The 23657-nt window shown below is 72.4% G+C and carries 18 protein-coding genes and 1 pseudogene; 7 read left to right on the top strand and 12 right to left on the bottom strand.

What is annotated here, in order from left to right:
• Positions 1-15: 15 nt before the first annotated feature.
• Both QCN29_RS13925 and QCN29_RS13920 read left to right on the top strand, forming a co-directional pair.
• Positions 16-378: a VOC family protein gene (locus tag QCN29_RS13925; protein WP_279928195.1), complete on the top strand. Its 363-nt coding sequence runs from the start codon at positions 16-18 to the stop codon at positions 376-378.
• A 64-nt stretch (positions 379-442) separates the two neighbouring features.
• A complete protein-coding gene (locus QCN29_RS13920; protein ID WP_279928194.1) occupies positions 443-2038 on the top strand; it encodes a helix-turn-helix domain-containing protein in 1596 nt (531 codons plus the stop codon).
• 332 nt (positions 2039-2370) lie between these two features.
• Here the strand turns inward: QCN29_RS13920 and QCN29_RS13915 are convergent, their stop codons facing one another.
• The 4 genes from QCN29_RS13915 to QCN29_RS13900 all read right to left on the bottom strand — a co-directional run bounded on the left by QCN29_RS13915 (position 2371) and on the right by QCN29_RS13900 (position 6830).
• Positions 2371-3546 carry a membrane dipeptidase gene (locus tag QCN29_RS13915; RefSeq protein ID WP_279928192.1) on the bottom strand — a complete coding sequence of 392 codons (1176 nt, stop codon included), beginning with the start codon at positions 3544-3546 and terminating at the stop codon, positions 2371-2373.
• 384 nt (positions 3547-3930) lie between these two features.
• Positions 3931-5115 carry a dipeptidase gene (locus QCN29_RS13910; protein ID WP_279928190.1) on the bottom strand — a complete coding sequence of 395 codons (1185 nt, stop codon included), beginning with the start codon at positions 5113-5115 and terminating at the stop codon, positions 3931-3933.
• A 21-nt stretch (positions 5116-5136) separates the two neighbouring features.
• Positions 5137-5694 (bottom strand): 5-(carboxyamino)imidazole ribonucleotide mutase, encoded by a 558-nt coding sequence (purE, locus tag QCN29_RS13905; RefSeq protein ID WP_240139042.1) that lies wholly within the window; start codon positions 5692-5694, stop codon positions 5137-5139.
• Complete coding sequence (locus QCN29_RS13900; RefSeq protein ID WP_279928189.1) at positions 5691-6830, bottom strand: 5-(carboxyamino)imidazole ribonucleotide synthase; 1140 nt, start codon at positions 6828-6830, stop codon at positions 5691-5693. Before QCN29_RS13900 ends, purE begins: the two co-directional genes overlap by 4 nt.
• 153 nt (positions 6831-6983) lie before the next feature.
• Here QCN29_RS13900 and QCN29_RS13895 point away from each other — a divergent pair.
• A pseudogene (locus tag QCN29_RS13895) lies at positions 6984-7472 on the top strand (GtrA family protein); the annotation flags it as partial.
• A 201-nt stretch (positions 7473-7673) separates the two neighbouring features.
• On the opposite strand, the gene QCN29_RS13890 reads toward QCN29_RS13895, so the two are convergent.
• Together QCN29_RS13890 and QCN29_RS13885 are read right to left on the bottom strand one after the other, a co-directional pair.
• Positions 7674-8942, bottom strand: a complete 1269-nt coding sequence (locus QCN29_RS13890) for an ATP-binding protein (RefSeq protein WP_240139069.1) — start codon at positions 8940-8942, stop codon at positions 7674-7676.
• A 342-nt stretch (positions 8943-9284) separates the two neighbouring features.
• Positions 9285-9962: a response regulator transcription factor gene (locus tag QCN29_RS13885; protein WP_279928188.1), complete on the bottom strand. Its 678-nt coding sequence runs from the start codon at positions 9960-9962 to the stop codon at positions 9285-9287.
• Positions 9963-10430: 468 nt separating this feature from the next.
• Between QCN29_RS13885 and QCN29_RS13880 the strand changes: the two genes are divergently transcribed.
• Positions 10431-11936, top strand: a complete 1506-nt coding sequence (locus tag QCN29_RS13880; RefSeq protein WP_279928187.1) for a peptide MFS transporter — start codon at positions 10431-10433, stop codon at positions 11934-11936.
• Between the two features lie 88 nt (positions 11937-12024).
• Here QCN29_RS13880 and QCN29_RS13875 read toward each other — a convergent pair whose 3' ends face one another.
• From QCN29_RS13875 to QCN29_RS13850, 6 genes are all read right to left on the bottom strand, one after another.
• The gene (locus QCN29_RS13875) at positions 12025-13515 is read right to left on the bottom strand and encodes a hypothetical protein (RefSeq protein WP_279928251.1); all 1491 of its coding nucleotides are present in this window, start codon (positions 13513-13515) and stop codon (positions 12025-12027) included.
• Between the two features lie 128 nt (positions 13516-13643).
• Positions 13644-14666 carry a hypothetical protein gene (locus QCN29_RS13870; protein ID WP_398859193.1) on the bottom strand — a complete coding sequence of 341 codons (1023 nt, stop codon included), beginning with the start codon at positions 14664-14666 and terminating at the stop codon, positions 13644-13646.
• Positions 14656-15666 carry a hypothetical protein gene (locus QCN29_RS13865; RefSeq protein ID WP_398859192.1) on the bottom strand — a complete coding sequence of 337 codons (1011 nt, stop codon included), beginning with the start codon at positions 15664-15666 and terminating at the stop codon, positions 14656-14658. Before QCN29_RS13865 ends, QCN29_RS13870 begins: the two co-directional genes overlap by 11 nt.
• A 3-nt stretch (positions 15667-15669) precedes the next feature.
• Positions 15670-16455 carry a heme oxygenase-like domain-containing protein gene (locus QCN29_RS13860; RefSeq protein ID WP_279928185.1) on the bottom strand — a complete coding sequence of 262 codons (786 nt, stop codon included), beginning with the start codon at positions 16453-16455 and terminating at the stop codon, positions 15670-15672.
• Between the two features lie 142 nt (positions 16456-16597).
• Positions 16598-17113 carry an ATP-binding protein gene (locus QCN29_RS13855; protein WP_279928184.1) on the bottom strand — a complete coding sequence of 172 codons (516 nt, stop codon included), beginning with the start codon at positions 17111-17113 and terminating at the stop codon, positions 16598-16600.
• A gap of 343 nt (positions 17114-17456) precedes the next feature.
• Entirely contained in the window at positions 17457-17825 is a 369-nt protein-coding gene (locus QCN29_RS13850; protein WP_279928183.1) for an STAS domain-containing protein, read from the bottom strand.
• Between the two features lie 307 nt (positions 17826-18132).
• On the opposite strand from QCN29_RS13850, the gene QCN29_RS13845 reads away from it, so the two are divergent.
• The 3 genes from QCN29_RS13845 (at position 18133) to QCN29_RS37340 (ending at position 23598) form a co-directional block, all read left to right on the top strand.
• Positions 18133-19107, top strand: a complete 975-nt coding sequence (locus tag QCN29_RS13845) for an RNA polymerase sigma factor SigF (protein ID WP_279928182.1) — start codon at positions 18133-18135, stop codon at positions 19105-19107.
• 149 nt (positions 19108-19256) lie between these two features.
• The gene (locus tag QCN29_RS13840) at positions 19257-20606 is read left to right on the top strand and encodes a DegT/DnrJ/EryC1/StrS family aminotransferase (RefSeq protein ID WP_398859191.1); all 1350 of its coding nucleotides are present in this window, start codon (positions 19257-19259) and stop codon (positions 20604-20606) included.
• Positions 20599-23598 carry a lipopolysaccharide biosynthesis protein gene (locus QCN29_RS37340; RefSeq protein WP_450169320.1) on the top strand — a complete coding sequence of 1000 codons (3000 nt, stop codon included), beginning with the start codon at positions 20599-20601 and terminating at the stop codon, positions 23596-23598. The genes QCN29_RS13840 and QCN29_RS37340 overlap by 8 nt, the downstream gene beginning before the upstream one ends.
• Positions 23599-23657: the final 59 nt, after the last annotated feature.

The following is a 23657-nucleotide window of genomic DNA, read 5'->3' as shown; positions in this document are numbered from 1 at the left end:
GGATGAGGAGGAAGCATGGGGATCGCAACCATGGGGGCCGTGATACTCGACTGTCCCGACCCCGTCGCGCTCGGCCGCTTCTACGCGGCACTGCTCGGCGGTGAGAGCGAAGAGGTCGGCCAGGGCTGGGTCGCCCTGAGGGGAACCGAAGGCACGCCGCTCGGCTTCCAGGCCGCGCCCGGTTTCGTACCGCCGAAGTGGCCCGCACCGGACGCCTCGCAGCAGTTCCATCTGGATCTGACCGTCGAGGACCTGGACGCCGCGGAGCGGGAGGTGCTCGCGCTCGGAGCGAAGCCGCTGGACGCGGACGACAAGGCGCGGTCCTGGCGGGTGTACGCGGATCCCGCGGGCCACCCGTTCTGCCTCTGCGCCGGCTGAGCGACGCGCCGCGAGCCGGGAACCCTTGGCATGTCCGCGGCGCGCCACAGTACGCTCCTCAGACATGATCGAGGGGGATCTCTCCGACCTGTTCTCGCTCACCCGCCTGGCAGGCAGGCCGGAGGCGCTTGCGGCCGGGCTGGACTGGCTCCTCCGGCAGGGTGCGGAGACCGCCGCCGTGCTGGACGCGGACGGGACTGTGCTGTGTCTGCCCGCCTCCGGGGCCGGTGCCGGTCCCGGCAGTGGCGTCGGCCCCGGCAGCGGCCCCGGCAGCGGCGTCGGCACTGCCACCGGCCCTGGTCCCACGGCCGGCGCCGCCCTCCGCGCCGCCTGCGACGCCGTGCCCGAGCTCGACCGGCGCGGCGTCGCCGCCTCCGTACTGCCCGGCGACCGCCTCAGTCCCCTTGTTCACCTCGTGTCGCTCGGCACGGGCGGGCACAGCGGGAAGGGCGCGAAGGTCGGCGCGCCCTACCTCGCCGTCACCGGCTGCGCGGGGCGTGTCAGCGGTGGCTCGCTGACCGACGTGGCCCGCTTCCTCGGACTGCTCTGGCGGCTGGAGAAGGCCGAACGGGACTGCCGGCGCCGTGAGTCGGCAGACGCCCACAGCCGCGAGGCGGTACTCCACCTCCTCATGATCGGGGACGTGCCCCCGGCTCAGCGGATAGCGGCCGCGCTGCAGCCCCCGCTGCCCGCGTCGGTCCATGTCCTGATCGTCGAGTGTCCCGTGGGCCGCCGCGACGGCATCGCGGAACACATCACCCGGCTGACCGGGGGAAAGACCTGGATCGTGCCCTGTCCGGTCCGGCCCAGACACCTCATCGCCCTGCCGCCCGGCGCATCCTGCCGTGCCTCCGCCGGGGCGTCCGGCGGCGACCCCGTCGACTGGTTCCGGGAACTGACCCCGCTCCAACAGGACCCCTGCCCGGTGGGAGTCAGCGAAGAGGTGCCGCTGCGGGACGTGTCCGTCGGGTACGAGCAGGCGTTCCACGCCCTGGCGGTGGCGCGCGACCTGCCGGAGGGCTGCTCCCGCTTCGGGCGGCCCGTAGGCATCACCCCGCTCCTGAGCGCGGACAGCAGGGCGTGGGCCCGGACAGTGCTGGAGCCCTGCCTCACATACGTCCCCCGCCGCCGGGCCGCCCCCGGAGCGGCGGAGCTGCTGGGCACCCTCTCCTCCTGGCTCTCCTTCGGCAGCGCCGCCCACCTCCACCTGAAGGTTCATCGCAACACGCTCGCCGCTCGCCTCCGGCTCATCGCGTCGCTGCTCGCGCCGGACCTCGGCAGCACCGCCGGCCAGGCGGCCGTCTGGCTGGCGCTGCGCGTGCACACGGCTGCGGCCGTCAGCGCGGCAGGCACGCCGGGATCGGCGCACGGCGTCCGCACCCTGGCGGACGTCCTGGCCACACCGCCCGCGAAGGCATGGGCGCACCGTCAGCTCGCCGAGCTGGAACGCCCGGATCTGCCGGTCGCGTTCGCCTCGGTACGCGCCTGGCTCCAGGCCGACACCCGTCTTCCCGCGACGGCCGCAGCCCTTGGGGTCTCCCCAGCCGCGGCCCGGAAGCGGCTGGTCAGAGCGGAGAGAGCACTGGGACGTTCACTGCTTCAGGCCCCCAGCGCCAAGTACGAGCTGTGGCTGGCCCTCACCGCGCTGAACCGCTGGTGAGCCGCTGGAGGTCGCTGGTGGGTCGCCAGAGAGCCATGACCGGACCATGGCCGGACCATGCATGGGCCATCGGTGGTCATGGGTGGGCACGGGTGGCCATGGGTGTCATGGGTGGGCACGGGTGGCCATGGGTGTCATGGCTGGGCATGACTGAGCCATCTCGGGTCCGGGTACGTCTCCGGGCCCGGCACATCGCTGTGCAGGCCATTACCCCCTCGCCCGGTCACTGTGCGAGGCGCACCTTCTCCGCCCGGACGCCGGGCCATAGCCTCCTCGCGGCGGGGGCCACACGGGGGATGGCCCCCGCCACAACGGCGCACCCGGCGCGCCCGTCAGGCGGCCGCGCGGGCGACGAACTCCGCCGCTCGTAGCACCCGCAGGGTGTTTCCCCAGGTGATGGCCGCGATATCGGCCTCCGGCCAGTTCCGGTCCAGGAGTTCGGCGATCAGCCGTGGGAAGCAGGAGACGTCCTTGAGACCGGGCGCGTGCGGGCTGCCCGTGTCGAACGCGCCGCTGAGTGCGACCGTTTCCACGCCCGCCGTGTCAGAGATGCCGTCGAGGCGGTCGGCCGTCTCGCGGATCGAGGACGCCGTGCACAGGACCATGTACACGCCCCGGTTCGCCCGCAGCTGCCGCAGCACCTCGTCGGAAAGGTCGCCCGGGTGATGGGACAGGACGGCCGGGGCCTTGGCGATCGTGAGCGTACGGCGCATCGTGTCGGGCGAGCAGCCGGAGAGATCGACGAGGATGCCCAGGCGGTTCATCTCCAGGACTGCCTCGTGCCCGAAGGGCGTCAGCGCCGACCTGGCCGCGCCCGGGTCCGCTCCCGCGAGTGTGACGCTGCGGACGCCGAGTCTCCGGTACGCGCGGAGCACGGAGAGCGAGCCGGCGAGCGCGGCGCCCGCCGCCGGCCCCAGCAGGGTCGCCACCCGGCCGCGGTTGCGGGCGTCTGCCATGTCATCGGCGCCGAAGGCCAGGCTCAGGCCCTCCGGGCAGCTCGCCACCAGCGACCGCACCAGCTCGATCTGTTCCAGCGTGGCGCGCAGCACTGCGTCGCCGCTCGCATCGGACGGGACGAGCAGCGAGACGAACTGGGCGCCCACACCTCCGTGGCGCAGCCGCGGGATGTCGGTCTCCAGCAGGCTGTCGCCGTGTTCGAGGTCGCACCAGGGCGACTCGTTGAGTCCTCTGGCCAGCCCGCTGTAGCCGTCCGCCACGGGATGGCGGGACAGCAGCTCGCGTGCCCGGGCGAGCACCGGGTCCTCAAGGATGCGGGCGACGTCCGAGGTGGAGGCTGCCGCGGGGGGTGGAGCGGCCTCGGGGGGTGAGGAGGTATCGGAGGACGCCGTGGGGTCCGCCGTGGGGTCCGTACGCTCGTCGGCGCCCGCGGGTGCGGCGGCGTCCGTGGACACGGCGGACGGCGCGCCGGATATCGCCCCGTCCGGCGGCTCGCCGACCGCGTCTCCTGCCGCGGGGTCCACCTGGGGGTCGTCCTGCAGATCTGCCATGGCTGGGGCTCCGAACACTCGACAGCACCGGCCGGCACTGGCCGTACGGCAACCGTGGCACGGCCCCGCCCCGGGGTCGCGGCAGCGTGCTGTGTTCGGGCGACTTCCCGACGGGACGCACGAGAGCGCGCAACGCACGAGAGCGGCGAGACGAGAGCGGGACACCCGGCAGCAGGAGCCCCGAGAGCGCGACACCCCGGAGTGGGAGCCCGGTGAACGCGACACCCCGGAGCAGGAGCCCCGAGAGCGCGACACCCCGGAGTGAGAGCCCCATGAACGCGACGCCCCGGGCAGCAGGGGACCCCAGAGCACGACGCCCTGCGCGCGGGCGCCCGCGCGCAGGGCGTCGTGCAGCGGCCCCCGGCGGGGCCCCGGCGGGGGACGTCAGCCGTCCAGGTCCCTGATCGTCGCGTTCGACGGCGGGCGGCGTTCACACAGGTCACGCGCGACGTCCTCGGCCATGCGCATCACCCGTACCGCGTTCTCCCAGGTCAGCTTGGACAGATCCGCCTTCGACCAGCCACGGCGCAGCAGCTCCGCGATCAGGTTGGGGTAGCCCGCGACGTCCTCCAGGCCGGCCGGGGTGAACGCCGTGCCGTCGAAGTCGCCGCCGATGCCGATGTGGTCGATGCCCGCGGCCTCGCGCATATGGTCGAGGTGGTCGGCGACCGTGGCGACGGTGGCGATCGGCCGCGGATCGCGTTGCTCGAAGGCGTGGTGGACCTTCATCGCCTCGGGCGTGGTGTCGAGTGGGTGCAGACCGTGCGCCCGCATGTTCTCGTCCGCGCGCTCCGTCCACTCGACCGCCGCCGGAAGGATGAACTTCGGCACGAACGTGGCCATCGCCACGCCTGAGTTGTCCGCCAGCCGCTGAAGCACATCGTCCGGGACATTGCGCGGATGGTCGCAGACCGCCCGGGCTGAGGAGTGGGAGAAGATCACCGGTGCGGCGGTGGTGTCGAGCGCGTCGTGCATCGTCGTGGCGGCCACATGGGAGAGGTCGACGAGCATGCCGCAGCGGTTCATCTCCCGTACGACCTCCCGGCCGAAGGCCGTCAGCCCGCCGGCGCGCGGCTCGTCGGTCGCGGAGTCCGCCCAGTCGTTGTTGTCGTTGTGGGTCAGCGTCATATAGCGGACGCCGAGCGTGTGCAGCGCCCGCAGCGTGCCGAGCGAGTTGTTGATGGAGTGGCCGCCCTCGGCGCCCATCAGGGAGGCGATACGGCCCTGGGCGCGTGCCTGCTCCATGTCGTCGGCGGTCAGCGCCCGCACCAGATCGGCCGGGCAGCGGGCCAGCAGTTGGCCCACCGCGTCGATCTGCTCCAGCGTGGCGCTGACCGCGTCGTCGCCCGCGAGGTCGCTGCGTACGTACACCGACCAGAACTGGGCGCCGACGCCGCCCGCGCGCAGCCGTGGGACGTCGGTGTGCAGCCGGTCGCTGCAGTCGCCGGAGACGTCCAGCGCGTCGAGGTCGTAGCGGACCTGGCGGCGCAGCGCCCAGGGCAGGTCGTTGTGTCCGTCGACGACGGGGTGTCGTCCGAGGTGTTCGCGTGCCTGAGTGAGGAAGTCCATGGCAGCAGATTTACCGGCGGGTCACTTTCCGAAGCCGAACGACGCCCCGCTGTCCACCTTGGTCCGCAGCCGCCGGCCCTTCTCGGCAGCCTGGTCGTTCAGCTCCTGCTGGAACTGGAGCATCCGCTCGAGCAGCTCCGGGTTCTGCGTGGCCAGGATGCGGGCGGCGAGGAGGCCCGCGTTGCGCGCGCCGCCGACGGAGACCGTGGCGACGGGCACGCCGGCGGGCATCTGGACGATGGAGAGCAGGGAGTCCATGCCGTCGAGGTGCTTGAGCGGCACGGGGACGCCGATCACCGGGAGCGGGGTGACGGAGGCGAGCATGCCCGGGAGATGGGCTGCTCCCCCGGCGCCCGCGATGATCGCTTTGAGTCCGCGGCCGGCGGCCTCCTCCCCGTACGCGATCATCTCGCGCGGCATCCGGTGGGCGGAGACGACGTCGACCTCGTACGGGATCTCGAACTCGTCCAGCGCCTGGGAGGCGGCCTCCATCACGGGCCAGTCGGAGTCCGATCCCATGACGATGCCCACGAGGGGGGCGGCGGCCGTTGCGGGTGCTCCAGCGGGGGAGGTGCTCATTCGGTGATCGTTCCTCTGAGGTAGCCGGCTGCGTGGCGGGCGCGCTCCAGCACTTCGGCCAGATCGTCGCCGTAGGTGTTGACATGGCCGACCTTGCGGCCGGGCTTCACGTCCTTGCCGTACATATGGATCTTGAGCTGTGGGTCGCGGGCCATGCAGTGCAGATACGCCTGGTACATGTCCGGGTAGTCGCCGCCCAGCACGTTGCACATGACCGTCCATGTCGCGCGGGGGCGGGGATCGCCCAGCGGGAGGTCGAGGACGGCCCGTACATGGTTGGCGAACTGCGACGTCACCGCGCCGTCCTGGCTCCAGTGCCCCGAGTTGTGCGGGCGCATGGCCAGCTCGTTGACGAGGATGCGGCCGTCCGTCGTCTCAAACAGCTCGACCGCGAGATGTCCGATGACGTCCAGGTCGGCGGCGATCCGCAGGGCCAGCTCCTGGGCCTGGCCCGACAGTTCCTCGGACAGGTCGGGCGCGGGGGCGATCACGGTGTCGCAGACGCCGTCGACCTGCCGCGACTCGACGACGGGGTAGGCGACGGCCTGGCCGTGCGGGGAGCGCACGACATTGGCCGCGAGCTCGCGGGAGAAGTCGACCTTCTCCTCCGCCAGGACCGGCACGCCCGCGCGGAAGGGCTCTTCGGCCTCCTCCCGGCTGCGGACGAACCACACGCCCTTGCCGTCGTAGCCGCCGCGCACCGTCTTGAGGATGACGGGGAAGCCGTCGACCTCCTGCGCGAACGCCGCCACGTCAGCGGCGTCCGCCACGATGCGGTGGCGTGGGCAGGGCACGCCGATCTCCACGAGCCGGGCGCGCATCACGCCCTTGTCCTGGGCGTGCACCAAAGCATCGGGCCCCGGCCGGATGGGGATGCCATCCGCTTCCAGGGCCCGTAGGTGCTCGAACGGCACATGCTCATGATCGAAAGTGATCACATCGCAGCCGCGTGCGAAGTCACGCAGCGTGTCCAGGTCGCGATAGTCGCCGATGACGACATCGCTGACCACCTGGGCCGCCGAATCCTGCGGGGTGTCGCTGAGGAGCTTGAATCTGATGCCGAGGGGGATGCCCGCCTCGTGGGTCATACGGGCGAGCTGGCCGCCGCCGACCATGCCGACTACCGGGAACGTCACCCTCTTAGGGTATCCGCCGCCCCGACCGGCCCGGTCCGGCCGTCTGCCGAAGCGGCGCGCGACGCGGCCAGAGCGTTCCACAGGCGTCCCCGGGAGGGGCTGGTTAGCATGGCTGGGTTGACGCTGCCGATCAGATGGGGCTGAGTTCTCACGATGAGTGAACGAGGCGGAGCGCTGCGCGGGCAGCTGGACCGGCTGCTGCGCGAGGTCGCCAAGTTCGGGGCGGTGGGAGGCGCGGGCCTCCTCGTCAATCTGGCGGTCTTCAACCTGGTGCGGCACACCACCGAGATCCCGGTGGTGCGGGCGTCCATTCTCGCCACGGTCGTGGCGATCGGCTTCAACTACCTGGGCTTCCGGTACTTCGCGTACCGGGATCGCGACAAGACCCGGCGCACCCGGGAACTCACGCTGTTTCTGCTGTTCAGCGTGGTCGGCCTGGTGATCGAGAACGGTTTGCTGTACACGGCGACGTACGGCTTCGGCTGGGACGGCAGACTGCAGTCCAACATCTTCAAGTTCCTGGGGATCGGCGTAGCGACCCTGTTCCGCTTCTGGTCGTACCGGACGTGGGTCTTCCGGGCACTGCCCGTCCCCGTACGGGAGCCGGAATCCGCGGCCGAGCCGGACTCCGCGCGCGCGCCGGAGCCCGTACGGAATCCGGAGCCCGTACGGGAGCCGGAGCCCGTACGGGAGCCGGAGCCCGTACGGGAGCCGGAGCAGCCGGTCGACGCCGCCGAGTCATTCCTGCGGCCGCGCAGGCCGTCAGCGCAGCACGTGCGGCCCGAGCCCGACAAGGTCGGCTGAGGCTTCGACGCAGGCTTCCCGCAAGCCAGGCGAGCGGCGCTACCGCACGGTGGGCTGGCGGTCCTCCCTGCGGCTGCGCGCCACCCTGCTCAGGAACAGCGCGAAGACCGGCGGCTGCTGCTGGAGCAGCTCCAGCCGCCCGCCGTCCGCCTCCGCGAGGTCCCGGGCCACGGCGAGGCCGATGCCGGTGGAGTTGCGGCCGCTGATCGCCCGCTCGAAGATCCGCGCGCCGAGCTCCGCGGGGACCCCGGCCCCTTCGTCGGTGACCTCGATGACGGCCTGGTTGCCGGTGACCCGGGTGCGTACGGCGACCGTGCCGCCGCCGTGCATCAGCGAGTTCTCGATCAGCGCGGCCAGCACCTGGGCGACAGCACCCGGTGTGCCGACGGCCTGCAGCCCCTGTTTGCCGGAGCAGACGATCGCCCGGCCGGCGCTGCGGCAGACCGGCCGCCACTCCTCCAGCTGCTGTTTGACCACCTCGTCGAGGTCGAAGACGACCGCGGACCCGGTGCGCGGGTCGCGTGAGTTCGTCAGCAGCCTCTCCACCACGTCGGTGAGCCGCTCGACCTGGGACAGCGCGACGCTCGCCTCCTCCTTCACGGTGCCCAGGTCGTCGGTGACGGTGATCTCCTCCAGCCGCATGGACAGCGCGGTCAGGGGCGTGCGGAGCTGGTGCGAGGCGTCCGCGGCGAGCCGCCGCTCGGCGGTCAGCATCCTGGCGATCCGTTCGGCGCTGGCGTCGAGGACATCGGCGACCCGGTCCAGCTCGGGCACCCCGTACCGCCGGTGGCGGGGGCGGGGGTCGCCCGAACCGAGGCGTTCGGCGGTCTCGGCGAGATCGGTGAGCGGCGCGGCGAGCCGGTTGCCCTGGCGTACGGCGAGGAGTACGGCGGCGATGACCGCGAGCAGCGCCACCGCGCCGATGATCAGCAGGGAGCGGCCCACCTCGCGGGTGACGGAGGAGCGGGGCTCCTCGACGGTGACCTTCTCTCCGTTGTCGCCGTCCGCGACGCCCCGGATGACGCCGCCGTCCGGGCGCTCCCCGATCTCGATGGCGTCCCGGCCCGGGATCTCGATGAGTGCGTAGCGCTTGGCCCCGCCCTGGTCGGCGAGGATGCCGGGGGTGACGGGCTCGCCGCCGATGAGCCGGCTGTCGACGATGCTGAGGAGCCGGATGGCCTCGGAGTCCACGCTCTCCTGGGCGCTGCTGCTGATGGTGCGGGTCTCGACGAGGACGAGGGAGACCCCGAAGACGGCGATGACGACGAGCACCACGGCGAGCGTGGAGTTGATCAGTCGGCGGCGCAAGGTGCCCTCCGGGCGGGTGGCGGGATGTGCGGTGCGCGCCCCATCAGGGGATGCGGCGGCACTCATCGAGCGTAGGCGGCCTCTCCCCGACTGCTCCCCCACGCCCTGATCGCGCAGGGGGGGATCCCCGCTTCCTGTATCCGGCTGCTTCGCCCCGGACCTCCGGGGAGGGCGTCAGGGGGCTTTGCCCCGTGTACGGGTTCGGCGGAGCCCGGTGCGGCCGACGGCGCCCCGAAGGGGCACGGAGCCGAATCGATGCGCGGCTCCGTCGCGTGGGCGCGGCAGGCCACGGCGGACGCGCACACGTTCGGACGGCCCGTCGCGGCACTTCCCGCGGGGCGCTCAGCTCTTCTCGAAGCGGAAGCCCACGCCGCGCACCGTGGCGATATAGCGGGGGTTCGCCGCGTCGTCGCCGAGCTTCTTGCGGAGCCAGGAGATATGCATGTCGAGGGTCTTGGTGGAGGACCACCAGGTGGTGTCCCAGACCTCGCGCATCAGCTGGTCGCGGGTGACGACCCGCCCCGCGTCGCGGACGAGGACCCGCAGCAGGTCGAACTCCTTGGCGGTGAGCTGGAGCTCCTCGTCGCCCATCCATGCGCGGTGCGACTCCACGTCGATGCGCACCCCGTGGGTGGCCTGGGGGGCGGCCGGCTCCGTGGAGCCGCGGCGCAGCAGGGCCCGCACCCGGGCGAGCAGTTCGGCCAGGCGGAACGGCTTGGTCACATAGTCGTCCGCGCCCGCGTCCAGGCCGACGACCGTGTCGACCTCGTCAGCCCGCGCGGTCAGCACCAGGATGGGGACCGTGTGGCCTTCCGACCGGAGCCGCCGGGCGACCTCCAGGCCGTCCATGCCGGGCAGCCCGAGATCGAGCACCACTAGGTCGACGCCGCCAGCCAGTCCCGCGTTCAGCGCGCCCGGTCCGTCCTCCCGCACTTCGACTTCGTACCCCTCGCGCCGCAGGGCGCGAGCCAGCGGTTCCGAGATGGAAGCGTCGTCCTCGGCGAGCAGTACACGGGTCATGTGGGTGATGGTAGTCCGCATGGCTCATCGCTCGGAGCATGATCGGCAGGACCTCTGACTCCATGGCGAGATCTCGCTCATGACCTTCGATTCACGGCAGAAGGTTCCCGTGGACCTAGTGATCCACATCTCAAGTCCTTCCATATGCCGCTGCGTCGTGTCGTAAGGTGGCGAGACGCCTGTAGCACCACACGGGACCTTTGGCATGCCGAGCGCGCGCCAAGGGTCTTCTTTCTGCGCGGGGTCGGCGAGCCGGCCCCGGACAGTGAACGACCTGTGCGCCGGGCCCGGGGCGTGACGATGCGTCCGGGGCGTGGATTCCGGTGCGGACCGGCCTCGCGTTCTCCGCCGTGCGCGGAGGCGAACCTCTCGGGCGTGGGGTGGGGCGGACCCGCTTCCGGTGCCGGCCGCCCCCACCGGGCGCGTGAGCTCACAAGGCAGCGCGTCCCGACAGAACAAGGATCGACCATGGCGTCCAGCCTGACGAAGGATTCGGCCAGCACCCCTGGCACCGAGAAGACCTTCTTCGGCCACCCCCGCGGTATGGCCACGCTTTTCATGACGGAGATGTGGGAGCGCTTCTCCTGGTACGGAATGCGCGCCATCCTCACCCTCTATCTGGTGGCCGGAGTCCTCGACGGACCGCTGGAGGACCGCAAGCTGCTCGCCACAGCCGTCTACGGCGTCTACAACGCCGTCGTCTATATGGCTGCCATGCCCGGGGGCTGGGTGGCGGACCGCCTCTGGGGCGCGCGCAAGGCCGTCCTCGTCGGCGGCATCGTCATCGCATTGGGCCACTTCACACTCGCCGTCCCGAGTGACGCGGCCTTCTTCGTCGGCCTCGGCCTGATCGCAACGGGCACGGGTCTGCTCAAGCCCAACATCTCGGCAATGGTCGGCGGGCTCTACGAGGGCGAGTCCAGCGCCCGCCGGGACGCCGGTTTCTCCCTGTTCTACATGGCGATCAACATCGGCGGCGGGGTCGCCCCGCTGCTGGTCGGCTACCTCGGCGAGAACGTCAACTGGCATCTGGGCTTCGGCGTCGCCGGTGTCGGCATGACCCTTGCAGTCGTCCAGTACGTGCTGGGCGGCCGCCACCTCGGCGACATCGGCCGGGAGCCGACCAGGCCCGCGACTCCGGAGGAGAAGTCCGCGGTCGTGCGCAAGGTCGCGCTGTGGACCGGCGTGGCCGTCGCCGCGCTGGTCATCGACCTCGTGCTCGGCACCTACCACATCGAGCACATCGTGAGCGTGCTGGCAGTACTCGGCGTTGTCGTGCCGATCCTCTACTTCGTCGCCATCTTCCGGGACCCGCAGCTCTCCGCGGAGGAACGTCCGAAGATCAAGGCCTTCGTCTGGTTCTTCGCGACCGCCGTGCTCTTCTGGCTGATCTACGACCAGTCCGGCTCGCTTCTCACGCTCTTCGCCGACGAGAAGACGGACCGCATGATCGGCGGCTGGGAGTTCCCGGCCTCCTGGTACCAGTCGGTCAATCCGACGATGGTCATCATCCTGGCCCCGATCTTCGCCGCCCTGTGGGTCAAGCTGGCCACACGAAATCGCGAGCCCGGCACCCCGGTGAAATTCGCCCTGGCGATGCTGCTGATCGGCGGCTCGTTCGGCATCATGGGCCTGGCCGGTGCGGCCGCCGCCAACAGCGACACCGGGAAGGTCACCGTCTTCTGGCTGCTGAGCGTCTACCTTGTCCAGACCATCGGTGAGATGTGCCTCTCCCCCGTCGGCCTGTCACTGTCGACCAAGCTCGCGCCCAAGATCTTCGTGGGCCAGATCATGGGTCTCTGGTTCCTCGCCACTGCGACAGGCAATGCCCTGAACGGCTGGGTCACCCGGCTCAATGCCCCGATGGGCGACGCCGCCTACTACACGATGTGGGCCATCATCGCCGCGGCTGCGGGCGTCTCCTTCATGGTCGCCGGAAAGAAGCTCCGGGCTCTTATGGGCAACGTCAAGTAAGTCCCGCTTCGGGCCGGGCACACGGGAACGGTGAGCGGACCGGCACGGAGGGATCTCCGCGCCGGTCCGCCGCGTTGTGGACGGGCGATCAGCTCTGCTCACCGCGCAGCCGACGCCACGGCGTGAAGGTGAGAACCGCGCCGCCGAGCAGCACCACCGTGCCCGCGGCCAGGGCGAGGGCGCGCAGGGCGCCGGCGTTCTCCGCCCCGGTCTCGGCGAGGCCGCCGCCGGACGAGGACGTGCCGCCCGTGGCGGTCGCACCGCCGGTGGTCGCCCCGCCGGAGGAGCCCCCGGTGGTCGTGCCGCCCGACGCGCCGCCCGGCTGGGCCTCGGTGGTGAGCTTCAGGGAGACGCCCGCCGATCCCTTGACGGTGCAGGGGATGGTGAGCGTCTGGCCGCCCAGGTTGACGTCGATCGTGAGGGTGCCGGGGCTGAGCGTGGCCGTGCCGGTGGCGCCCGGCTTGTAGACGCCTTTCAGATCGCCGATGGAGACGGGCTTGTCCTTGTCGATCGGGTCCTTGTTGGGCTGACCGGTCACCGTGACCGTTCCCTCGTCCGCGCCGCCCAGGACGACGGCCATCGAGCCCTTGAGCGCCCCTGCGGGCAGCGCGGCGGGGCTGTCCATCACCTTCTCGCCCGTCTTGACGGTGAGGTCGTAGCCGCCGCCGTTCTTCTCGGCGTTGACGGTGATGGGCGTCCTGATGCCCTGCGGGCCGGGTGGCTTGCAGTCGTAGACGACGTTCACCTGAGTGCCGGGGAAGTCCGTCTGCCCGCCGCTGCCGCCGCCGCTCGCGCCGCCGGACGCGGACGTGCCGCCGGAGGACGTGCCCCCACCGGACGCGGACGTGCCGCCGGAAGACGTGCCCCCACCGGACGCGGACGTGCCGCCGGAAGACGTGCCCCCACCGGACGCGGACGTGCCGCCGGAAGACGTGCCCCCACCGGACACGGTCGTACCGCCGGAGGACGTGCCCCCGCCGGACACGGAACCGCCGGACGCCGATGTGCCGCCCGACGCCGTGCCGCCCGATGCGCCGCCGCCCTCCGTCACCTTGATCGTGGCGGCGGCCCGGACCTCCTCCTGCGGTGTGCACTTGGTGTCCGTCGAGATCGGCTTGGATACGTTGATGGTGTATGCGCCCGGGGTCAGCGTGACCTCGCCCGCCTTCTCCAGCTTGAGCGTGCCCTTCATGTCCGACAGCACCATCGGGCTGTTCTTGGGGATCGGCGGGTTCTGCCGCGGGCCCTCGACCGCCAGCTCCCCCGAGGCCGCTCCGCCCAGGGTGATCACGCCGGTCGGCTTGACGGTGTCCTTCCCCAGGTCCAGCACATCGGGGTTCCTGGACGCGGCCTCGACGGTCTTCCACACGATCTCGACCTCGTCGCCGACCTCCGCCTCGGCGGGTGCGGTGATCTCCACCGTGGTGTCGCCCTGCACGGGCGGCAGCCCGGAGATCGGCGGCGGCACGCACTCCGTCTTGTACGAGACCTCGGCCTTGTACAAGACCTCGGCCTTGTACGAGATCTCGGCGGCCTCGGCTGGACTCGCGGCCAGCAGAATCCCCGCACCGCCGAGCATCAGCGCGACGCCCGCCGCGCTGATCCTCCGTTGTGTCCTCGCAGCGCTGTTGTGTCCGCTTCTCCGCCCGCTCGGCGAAGCAGCATGCATCGCAGCCGCCGGCGGTCCGTCGACCTCGCGTGCGTCGCTCACGGGTCTCCCTTCGTCGTGGGGGCGTTCTCAGACGGTGCGGAGTCCGATGTGAACCACGGCAGTTCGGCCGTGGAGGAGGGCGAGGTGGGCGGCGCGGCGGGCGGCGTCGGTTCCCGGCGTGGCCGTACCCGGTCGACGATCGCCATGCCGATGCGGAACACCGCGGCGGGGACCACGACGGCCAGCAGGATCCAGAAGGCAGTCACGCCCCAGGGCCGGTCCACGCCCCACGGCTGGCGGGCCAGCACCTCGGAGCCGTACCGCACGGAGATCTCATAATCGCCGTGGGCCCCGGCCGAGAGCCGGACGGGCAGCCTGACCCGCGCCTTCCCGCCCGGCCTGACCTCGCCTCGCCACTGCTGCTCCTCCCACTGCGGGGCGAAGACGCCATGCGCGGTCCCGACCCGGAAGACCGGGTCCTTCACGGGGGCGGTGCCGAGATTGCCGACGGTGAACTCCAGCGTCCGCGAGGGCGGGGCGCCGAAGAAGACGAGGATCCCGGAGTCGCCTTCGAGGCGGGGCCCGGCGAGCACGGAGAGCTTCGCGGAGCCGGACGTCTGCGGCAGAGGGGCCGTGGGATGGCCCGCCACGGTGAACGGGGCGTCCACGGCGGCCGGTTCACCGGTCACGGTCGCCACATGCACCACGCACGGGCATGGCTTGGGCGGTGCGGCGACCGGCAGCTTCCGGCGGAAGGCCCCGTCGGAGCCGGTGGTGACGGCCCTGCCGTCCGCGTTGGCGCAGGAGTTGGTGCCGTCGACCATGTTCTGTCCGCAGATCAGCAGCATCAGCAGGGTCTTCGCCCGCCAGCCCGTGCCGCTGACGGTGATCTCCCCGCCCTTGGCGGCTTCGGAGGCGGAGAGTGTGACGTCGGGCTTCTCCGCCGCGGCCGCCGGATGACCGAAGGGAGGGAGAAGGAGCATGAGCAGGAGCAGGAGCGGCTGCACGAGCAGGACGGACAGGAGCAGCGGGGACCAGGGCCCGCGGAGCGTCCGCACCCGGACGGCGTCACCGGGCATCGTCACGCTCCCGGTCCCGCCGGGCGGTCTGGCCGGCTCTGCCCGTCACACGGCCCGCACGGCCCATCGCACGGCGCAGCAGCCGGGCAGCCCCGTACGCCGCTCCGGCCGCGAGAGCACAGCCGGCGGCTGCCCACGGCCACTCCGCGAACACCGCCGACGCCTCCGCCTCGGCACGCACGCCGCGTGCCGCACGGCCGTCGGCGGTGACGGTCAGCCGGACGTCCACCGAGTCGAGCGACGGCGGCCCGGGCCAGGGCTCGGTGAGTTCCGCACGTTGCCCGGGCCGCAGCCGAAGCGGCAGCGCGCGGGCCGTGCGGTCGAGCACCGTGCCGAAGAGCCCTTCGGCACGCAGGGCCAGACGTGGCGCGAGGACGGTGTTGCCGCGGTTGACCAGGGTGTAGTGGATCTCCCCGGCCCGTATGGAGACGTCTTCGACGGTGAGCGCGGCCAGTGTCGGGCCGGCGACCCGCAGCCTGATGCGCACCTCCTGCGTACGGGCCTGTTGTGCACGGGCCTGTTGTGCACGGGCCTCTTGTGCACGGGCCTCTTGTGCACGGGCCTCTTGAGTGCGTGCCTTCTGCGCACGGCTCGCCGTGCCCGTGTCGGAGCGCACCACGATGCGGGCGGTGTGTTCGCCGGGCGGCGCGCCGCCCGGGACGGTGACGGAGAAGGGGACGTCGGCCCGTGTGCGGGGCGGGACCGTGACCCGCGGCGCGGCCAGGGCGATCCAGTCGCCGATCCCGTCGGCCGTGCTCAGGGTGACGGCAAGCGGCCGGCCGGCCCGGTTGACCACGGACAGCCGGTCTTCGAGCACCGTGCCCGGTGCGCCTTCCAGATAGGCGTACGGCCGGCCCTCCGCGCCGTCCCCGCGTGCCGGTACGGCGCTCCAGCCGTCCCCGGCCGCCCGGGCGCCCGGCGCAGCTGCTCCGGCCGCCGCCGCGACCATGCACGCCAGCAGCGCGGCGGCCGACGGCAGGAGCCGGCGGGGCGGGCGCACGGGTCAGCCTGCGGTGCGCCGGCCGCGGGCGGGGCCGTCGCCCCGGCCGCGCCGGGTCAGCCAGAGCACTCCCGCCGCCCCGGTCAGCAGGACCGTTCCGCCGAGGGTGGCGAGGGCCTGCGCGGAGTCGAGCGGTCCGGTCTTCGGCAGTTCCTCGGGCGGCTGGGCGGCGCCGCCCGCGACCGTGACGTCCAGTTCGAGCGAGGGCTTGGGATCGTTCCGGGGCGTGCAGGTGGTGACGGTGCCCAGTGCCTTGATCGTCAGCACTCCTGCGGTGAAGGTGACCTTGCCGCTCTTCTTCGGCGTGTACGTTCCGGACAGGTCGCTGATCTTGATGGGGGTGTTGGCGGGGATGGCGGCGGAGTTCGGCGGCCCGGAGACCTTGACCGTGCCTTCGCCTGCGCCGCCCAGTTCGATCAGCGCACTGGGGTTCATGGCCCCTTTCCCCAGCTCCACCGGGCTGGAGGAGACGCCCTTCCTGAACGACATGGTCAGCTTGTAGGAGCTGCCGCTGCTGACTGCCGCGATGTCGATCGGGGAGACCGCGCCCTTGGGCCCGATCGGCGTCTCGCACTGGTAGTCGACGTCCACGACGGCGGCATGGGCGGCGGGAGCGGCGGCCATCAGCGCCGTCGGGCACGCCACCGCCGTCGCCGCTGCCGCCGACAGCGTGAGGGCCGTCCGCTTGCGGCGCCGGTTCCGACGCCGGTTCTGCTTGTGCTTCTGCTTCTGCTTCTGGGTGTGCTGCTGGGTGTGGCTCTGGTGCCGATCCCCGTTCCCGCAGGCCATCTCGATGCCCCCTTGCGCCGAAGATTTCCGGCCTGATGCACCGAAATTACTGACGGCTCATCAGATCGGGCGCTCAAGGTACGCCTGGGGCCTTGGAGAGGGAAGACAAAGAGCGCGCCTTGTCGGCGCGCTCACAAAAGCCTCACGACGGGGCGGCCAGTTCCGCCCAGACCGTCTTGCCGGGCGCGCCCGGCGTGCGGAGGACTCCCCAGTCGAGGCAGAGCCGCTGGACGATGAACATGCCGTGGCCGCCGGGCCGGCCCGCCCGGTGCGGATTGCGCGGCGCGGGCTGCCCCGCCCCCCGGTCCGTCACCTCCAGGCGCAGCACCTTCCCGTCGCAGGCGACGCGCAGCTCGTCCGGGCCCTCGGCGTGCAGACAGGCGTTGGTGACCAGCTCCGAGACGACCAGGAGCACATCCTCGGCCGCTGCGCGGCGGTCGGCGGTGGCCGCGGGCAGCCAGCCCCAGTCGTACAGAGCCTGGCGCGTGAAGTCCCGGGCAAGAGGAACGATCCCGCTGGCGCTGCCCAGGGCAAGAGTGCGGACCGCCCCGCCCGGCGCGCCCTCGTCGGCGCCGGAACCGGTGGCAGGGGCGGCGGCGCCGACGCCGTGCGGCTCGGGACCGAGGTCGCCCGGCGGTTGCTGCCGGGTGGTGCTCATCAGCGCTTCACCTCACCGATTCACCAGTTCACCATCAATTTCAACTGCTCGGCACTCCTATACGGGGCGCCACCCACCTGCCGTTCGGCCCCGGAGGCGCGGCATGGAACCGCGGGGGTTCTCCTGCCCTGCCGAATCGGGACAACACCCACGACATCGCCACCGGGAGCGTGACACATGCAACAGTGTCCACCCGGAGGCCTTCCGCCGGGGCGTCTGCCCGGCATTCGCCAGGCGCCCCTATGGCGGCCCGTCCGGCGTTCGCCGGGCATCCGGTCGCCCGGCAGCAGGCCCGGACACCCGGGCGCTCATACCGCGGGCGGGCGGCCGGCCGGCCGGTCGGCTAGTCGTCCAGCGCGGACTCCAGCGAGTCGTGCACCGTGAAGACCGCCCCGGCGCCGGTGATCTCAAAGACCCTGGCCACCACGGGCTGCATCCCGGCCAGGTGGACTCCACCCCCGGCGGCGTCGGCCTTCAGCCGTGCGCCGAGCAGCACATTGAGGCCGGTGGAGTCGCAGAACTCAAGCCGTGAGCAGTCGATGACCAGGCGTGTGCGCCCCTTGGCGAGCGCTTCCTCCAGGGGCACACGCAGCAGTTCCGCGGTGTGGTGATCCAACTCACCCACCGGTTTCACAATCTCGCTGCGGCCCTCGGTCCGAACTTCGACCTGAAGCCGGCCCCGGTTCGCGCTGCCGACCGTCCCGCGGTCCATGCCCGTCCCTCTTCGCCGTGTCGTTCCTGCGTCGTTCGCTGCATCGTCCGCTGTTTGCACAGTGCATGCATCTCGCACCGCGGGTTACCCCGAGGGCGGTTGCGGCACCCGAAGAACCCTACGCCCTCCGTGCACGAGAGGGTAGCCAAACTCCCTATCAAGCCTGCCATATCGGACATATGCCACTTGCAACCGCGTGCGCGGACCGGGTAGGGCTAGTAAGGACACACCCAATCACACGCCGGCTTCGGAGGCGCCGCTCACCGCAGCAACACGCATTGGCATCGGCAGCCATATGCCGAGAACGATGGAGGAGACCATGTCACCCCGGCTCGACGAATCGCGTACCCCCACCGCGCCGTCGGCAATCACCCCCGCTGCCGTCCACATCCCCGCCCCTGCCCCCGACCCCGAGCCGTACGAGGCGCACGAAGCGCCCGAGGCCTTCGAGACCGGGGACGGCGCCGAGGGCCTGGGCCTGGAGGGCCTCCCGGACATCCCTCCCTTCGACGAGGTGGACGCGCTCGACGCGCGCGCCCTGTCGAAGACGCTCTTCGAGCGTCTCGAGTCCCTCGAGGAGGGCACGCACGAATACAGCTACGTCCGGAACACCCTGGTCGAGCTCAATCTCGCCCTGGTCAAGTTCGCCGCCTCCCGCTTCCGCTCGCGCAGCGAGCCGATGGAGGACATCATCCAGGTCGGCACGATCGGGCTGATCAAGGCCATCGACCGGTTCGAGCTGAGCCGGGGGGTCGAGTTCCCCACGTTCGCGATGCCGACCATCATCGGCGAGATCAAGCGTTTCTTCCGGGACACCAGCTGGTCGGTGCGGGTGCCGCGGCGGCTGCAGGAGCTCCGCCTCGATCTCGCCAAGGCCGGTGACGAGCTCTCGCAGAGGTTCGACCGCACGCCGACCGTCTCGGAGCTGGCGGAGCGCCTCGGCATCAGCAGGGACGAGGTCGTCGAGGGCCTGGCGGCGAGCAACGCGTACACCGCGAGCTCGCTGGACGCCCAGCCCGAGGAGGACGACGGCGAGGGCGCGCTCGCGAACCGGCTCGGATACGAGGACCACGGGATCGAGGGCATCGAGTACGTCGAGTCGCTCAAGCCGCTCATCGCGGGCCTTCCGCCGCGGGACCGGAAGATCCTCTCCCTGCGGTTCACGGCCAATATGACCCAGTCGGAGATAGGCGACGAACTCGGGATCTCCCAGATGCACGTCTCCCGGCTGCTGTCCCGCACCCTGGTCAGACTGCGCAAGGGACTCACCCTCGAAGAGTGACCCGGCGGCAGCCGCAGCAGCCTGACCCAGCACGGTGCGAAGCAAGGCCGTTGGAAGGGCCCATTCCTCAAGGAATGGGCCCTTCCCCGTTATTGACGGGGCAGTCCTGATTGGTCCACATTGAGCCGGGGGCAAGTGGGGGGAATCACATGGCTCTTGGGGAGGGCTGCCCGGCGGCGTCCGCTGGATGCGCACGCCTTGAGGCGCTGATGCGCCGACGCCTGGGCAGAGAATGCCTGTACACGCCGTCGTGCCGGCTTGGGCTCTATGTGGCGCTGCGCCACTGGTGCCCTCCCGGCGGACGGGTGCTGATGTCGCCCGTCAACGACGACGTCATCTTCTTCGTGGTGCTCGCGGCCGGGCTGCGCCCGGTGCAGGCCCCGCTGCGGGCCTCGGACGGGTCCATCGACCCGTCCGCCGTGCCGGAGCACGTCTGGCGCTCGCTGTCCGCCGTGCTCACCACGAATCTGTACGGCAATCCCGACCCGGTCCCGCAGCTGCGCACGCGGTGCGACCGGCTGGGGATCCCCCTGCTGGAGGACGCCGCCCACGCCATCGGCAGCACCGCGGCGGGACGCCCGGTCGGCACCTTCGGAGAGGCGTCGGTCTTCAGCCTCTCCAAGCACACCGGGGCCAAGACCGGAGGCTTCCTCGCCTTCGCCGACCCCCAGCTGCGCGATGAGCTGGCCCGTGCCAGGGACGCGCTGCTCGCGCCGGAGAGACTGGCATCGGAGCTGTCGTACGGGCTCAGACCCTACGCGGAGGCGGGGGCGCGCGGCCTACGGCTGGTGCGGGCCGCCCGCGCCGCAATGCGGCTCCTCGGCCTCCAGGAGCGCGCGGGCATCCGGATGGACCTGCGTCCTGCGGAGCTGCGCGACGCCCTGGAGGCCGCGCCCTCACTCGGGGACTTCGACTCCTGGATACGCGTCGACATGCACGACTACCGCCTGCGGGCGGGCCGGGTGCGCCGCCGCCGCACCGAGCGGCTCCTGTCCCGCCTCGACACCACCCTCGACCGGCACCGCGCGGGCACACGCACGCTGCTGGCCACCCGGTGGGCCGCGCCGCGCGTCTCCGGCTCCGGAGACGGCGCCGGAGCCGGAGACGCCGGAGCGGCAGACGGCACAGGAGTCAGAGGCGCCGCAGTGGAAGAAGGCCCCGGAATCGGCAGCGAACAGCCGTTGTTCCGCGTGCCGTTGCTCGTTGAGGATCGCGATGAAGCCATCGCCGCGCTGGACCGCCGCCGCATCACCGTCGGATACCTGTACGACCCCCCGCTGGACGCCTATGCGGGCGGGCAGTTCACGGACCCCTCGCCCGCGCCCGAGCCCGCGGAGTGGTTCGCCCGGCACGCCCTGCCCGTCGATCCGCTCCACGCCGAGCAGGTGATCTCCGTGCTCACCGCGATCGACGCCCGGCCCGCCAAGCCGCCCGCACCGGCCCGGCCCGGCCCCCGCACCTCCGCCTCACTCTCCGTACAGGGCAAACCCCGTGTCTGACACCACCCGGCTGCGCAAGCCGCCCCCCGCGGAAGCGGAACCCGCCTCCACGGAGCACGCCCCCGTCCACGGCGACGCCGCCGGGGCGTCGCACAACCCGCCGCACGGCACGTCCCGCTCCGGCTCCCCCGACGAGCCCGCGCCCCGCCGCGGCGGGGGCGACTCGCTCTTCCGCAACGCCTACGCGCTGATGCTGTCCACCGGGGTGTCCGCCGGACTGGGCCTCGGCTTCTGGCTCGTCGCCGCCCGCTACTACACCGAAGAGGCGGTCGGCCAGGGCTCCGCCGCCATCGCGGCCATGCGGCTGCTCGCCTCCCTCACGGCCACCACCATGATCGGCGCGGTGGTGCGGTATGTGCCGCGGGCCGGACGCGCCACCGGGCCGCTGGTGTGGCGCGCCTACGCGGTCAGCTCGCTCGTGGTGTGTCTGGCCGCGGTGGCCTTCCTGCTCACCCTCGACCTGTGGGGGCCGTCGTACGCGCCCCTGGACGGGATCGCCGCCGGGCTCGTCTTCACCGCCGCCTGTGTCGGCTGGGCGCTGCTGACGCTCCAGGACGGGGTCCTCACCGGGCTGCGCCGGGCCTTCTGGGTGCCCGTCGGCAACGCGGTCTTCTCGATCGGCAAACTGCTGCTGCTGATCGTCTTCGCCTCGCTGCTGCCGGTGCTCGGCATCTTCGTCTCCTGGGCCGCGGCGATCGCCCTGTCCACGCTGCCGCTCGCCTGGCTGGTCTTCCGCAGGCTGATCCCCCGGCAGGCCGCCGCCGACCGCGACCGCGAGCCGCCGTCGGTCCGCGACATCGGACGTTTCCTGGCCGGGGACTCGGTCGGCGCGCTGTTCTCACTGGCGATGATCAATCTGCTGCCGGTGATGGTCGCGGTCCGCTTCGACGCCGCGCACAACGGCTTCTTCTACATCGCGTACACCGTCGGCGGAACGATGGAGTTCATGGCCATCAACATGGCCTCCTCGCTGACCGCGCACGCCTCGCACAGCCCGGAGAGCCTGGCCTCGGGGGTGCGGGGGGCCCTGCGCCGGATGGCCGTGCTGCTGGTGCCGGTGGTGCTGGTCCTGATGGTGTTCGCCCCGCAGATCCTCGCCCCCTTCGGCGCGGACTACGCCCAGCACGGCACGACCGTGCTGCGGCTGCTCGCCGCGGCGGCGCTGCCGCGTGTGCTCGTCGAGCTGTACATCGGCGTGCTGCGGGTGCAGGGGCGTACGGGCGTGCTCGCCGCGCTCCAGGGCACGATGTGCTTCCTGGTGCTGGGGAGCGCGGCGCTGCTGATGGGCCCCGCCGGGATCTCCGGGGCGGGGTTGGCGATGCTGCTGTCGATGACGGCCATGGCCCTGCTGTCGGTGCCCGGGCTGCGGGCGGCGCTCGCGGGCCGCGGGCGCCGTCTGCCGCCGTCCGCACGCCTCGGCTACCCGGCCTGCTTCGGGCGGGGCCGGGCCGACCCGGACGGCCGCGCCGGCAGGGCGGGATCGCGGCCCGGCCCCGAGGAGTACGGCACCACCTGGGCGCGCCGCGCCGCGGAGTACGCGGAGGAGTACGGGGACGACTGGGCCCGCAGGACGGCCTATCTGCGCGGGGTGCACGACGACACGGCCACCCCGGCGTTCGGCATCCCGGTCTATCTGGCCCCGGCCGACCCGTGGGGCCAGGGCGGCGATTGCGATGGCCGGTGGCACGAGGGGAGGGCACCGGCGCGCGACGGGAAGACGGCCGGCTGGGGCCATGAGCACCCCGACGGCCGCCCGCCCGGCCCCGCGCACACCGCGGCCTGCGGACCGGAACCGGACGGGCCGTGCTGCCGCGGCTCCGCGGGGCCCGGAGAGCGCCTTGCCGGCGGTGCAGGGCCCCGTCCGGCCTGCGGCGCGTCTGCGTCGGACGGGGCCGCGGAGGGCCGGGGCCAGGGGCACCCGGACGGCGAGGCAGGCGGCTGGGCCGCCGAGCACCCCGACAGCCCCACGGCGGACTGGGGCGGCCATGACGCGGACGCCACGGAGTCCGGCCGGAGCGGCGGGCGGCCGGGCGGGGCCGCAGCGGGCTGGGGCGCGGACCATCCGGCGGGCCCGTCGGCCCTGGCCCGGCCCGGTGGGGACGGGCCGGCTCAGGCACCGCCGCACGGCCGGGTCCCGGGTCCCGCGAGCGCGGCGGCGCACGGCTCCCCCACCCTGTCCGGCGGCCCCGCGGGCCCCGGCGGCCGTAGGCCGGGGCCCGATGACCGCGGCTGGGGACAGAGTCCCGCGGAGCACCCCGCAGAAGGGTCCGGGCACTCACCCGCTCACCGCCGCGCGGACGGCCCCTCGGGTCCCTCGGCCCGCGGCCATCTGGACGGCCCCGGCGACGGCGAGGGCGCCATAAGCGGCGAGGACCCGAGCGAGGCGCGCCTCGCCACCTCCCTGTGGCTGCTGCTCGGGCTGGCCGCCGGGCTGTTCTGGACGCCCCTGCTGAGCACGCCCGCCATCGGCGGCCTGCCGCCGACCGGAGCGCGCCTGCTGGACGCCCTGCCGCCCCTCACCGTCACCGCCGGGGTGCTGCTGATCGTCGTCCACAGCGCCGCGCTGTCGCTGCTGCGGCCGCGCCCGGGTCTGCTCGCCGCCACGCTGGGGGTCACCTTCGCCGCGCTGCACGGCGCGCCCGCCGCCCTCGGCCGGATCCCGGAGCCCGTCAACAGCGCGTGGTACGAACCACTCGCCGGATTCCTCGCCGCAGCGGCGGCCCTCGACAGCCCGGAAGCCCTGCTCCGCTGGCTGCCGACGGTCTGTCAACTGCTGGCGCTCCTCGCCGTGTTGTCGATTCTGCGCACGGCGGGGCTGCCGGTCGCGGCACAGTGGGGAACGCTGTGGCTGCTCGCGGTGTGCGGCTGGGCGCTGCAACGGCAGCTCGCGCCCCTGGCGCTGCCGCTCCAACTGCTGCTCGCCTGCGCCGCGGCGGCCCTGTACGCGGTGCGCGCGGTGCGCGCGAGACGTACCGCACACGCCACACGCTGACGGCGCCGGCGGTCCGCTTCCGCGTCCGGCACTGTCCGGCCGCCGGACCGCCGGCTCCC

Source organism: Streptomyces chengmaiensis, from assembly GCF_029846775.1.
GTDB lineage: Bacteria > Actinomycetota > Actinomycetes > Streptomycetales > Streptomycetaceae > Streptomyces > Streptomyces chengmaiensis.
This window is presented reverse-complemented; position numbering and strand designations above follow the sequence as displayed.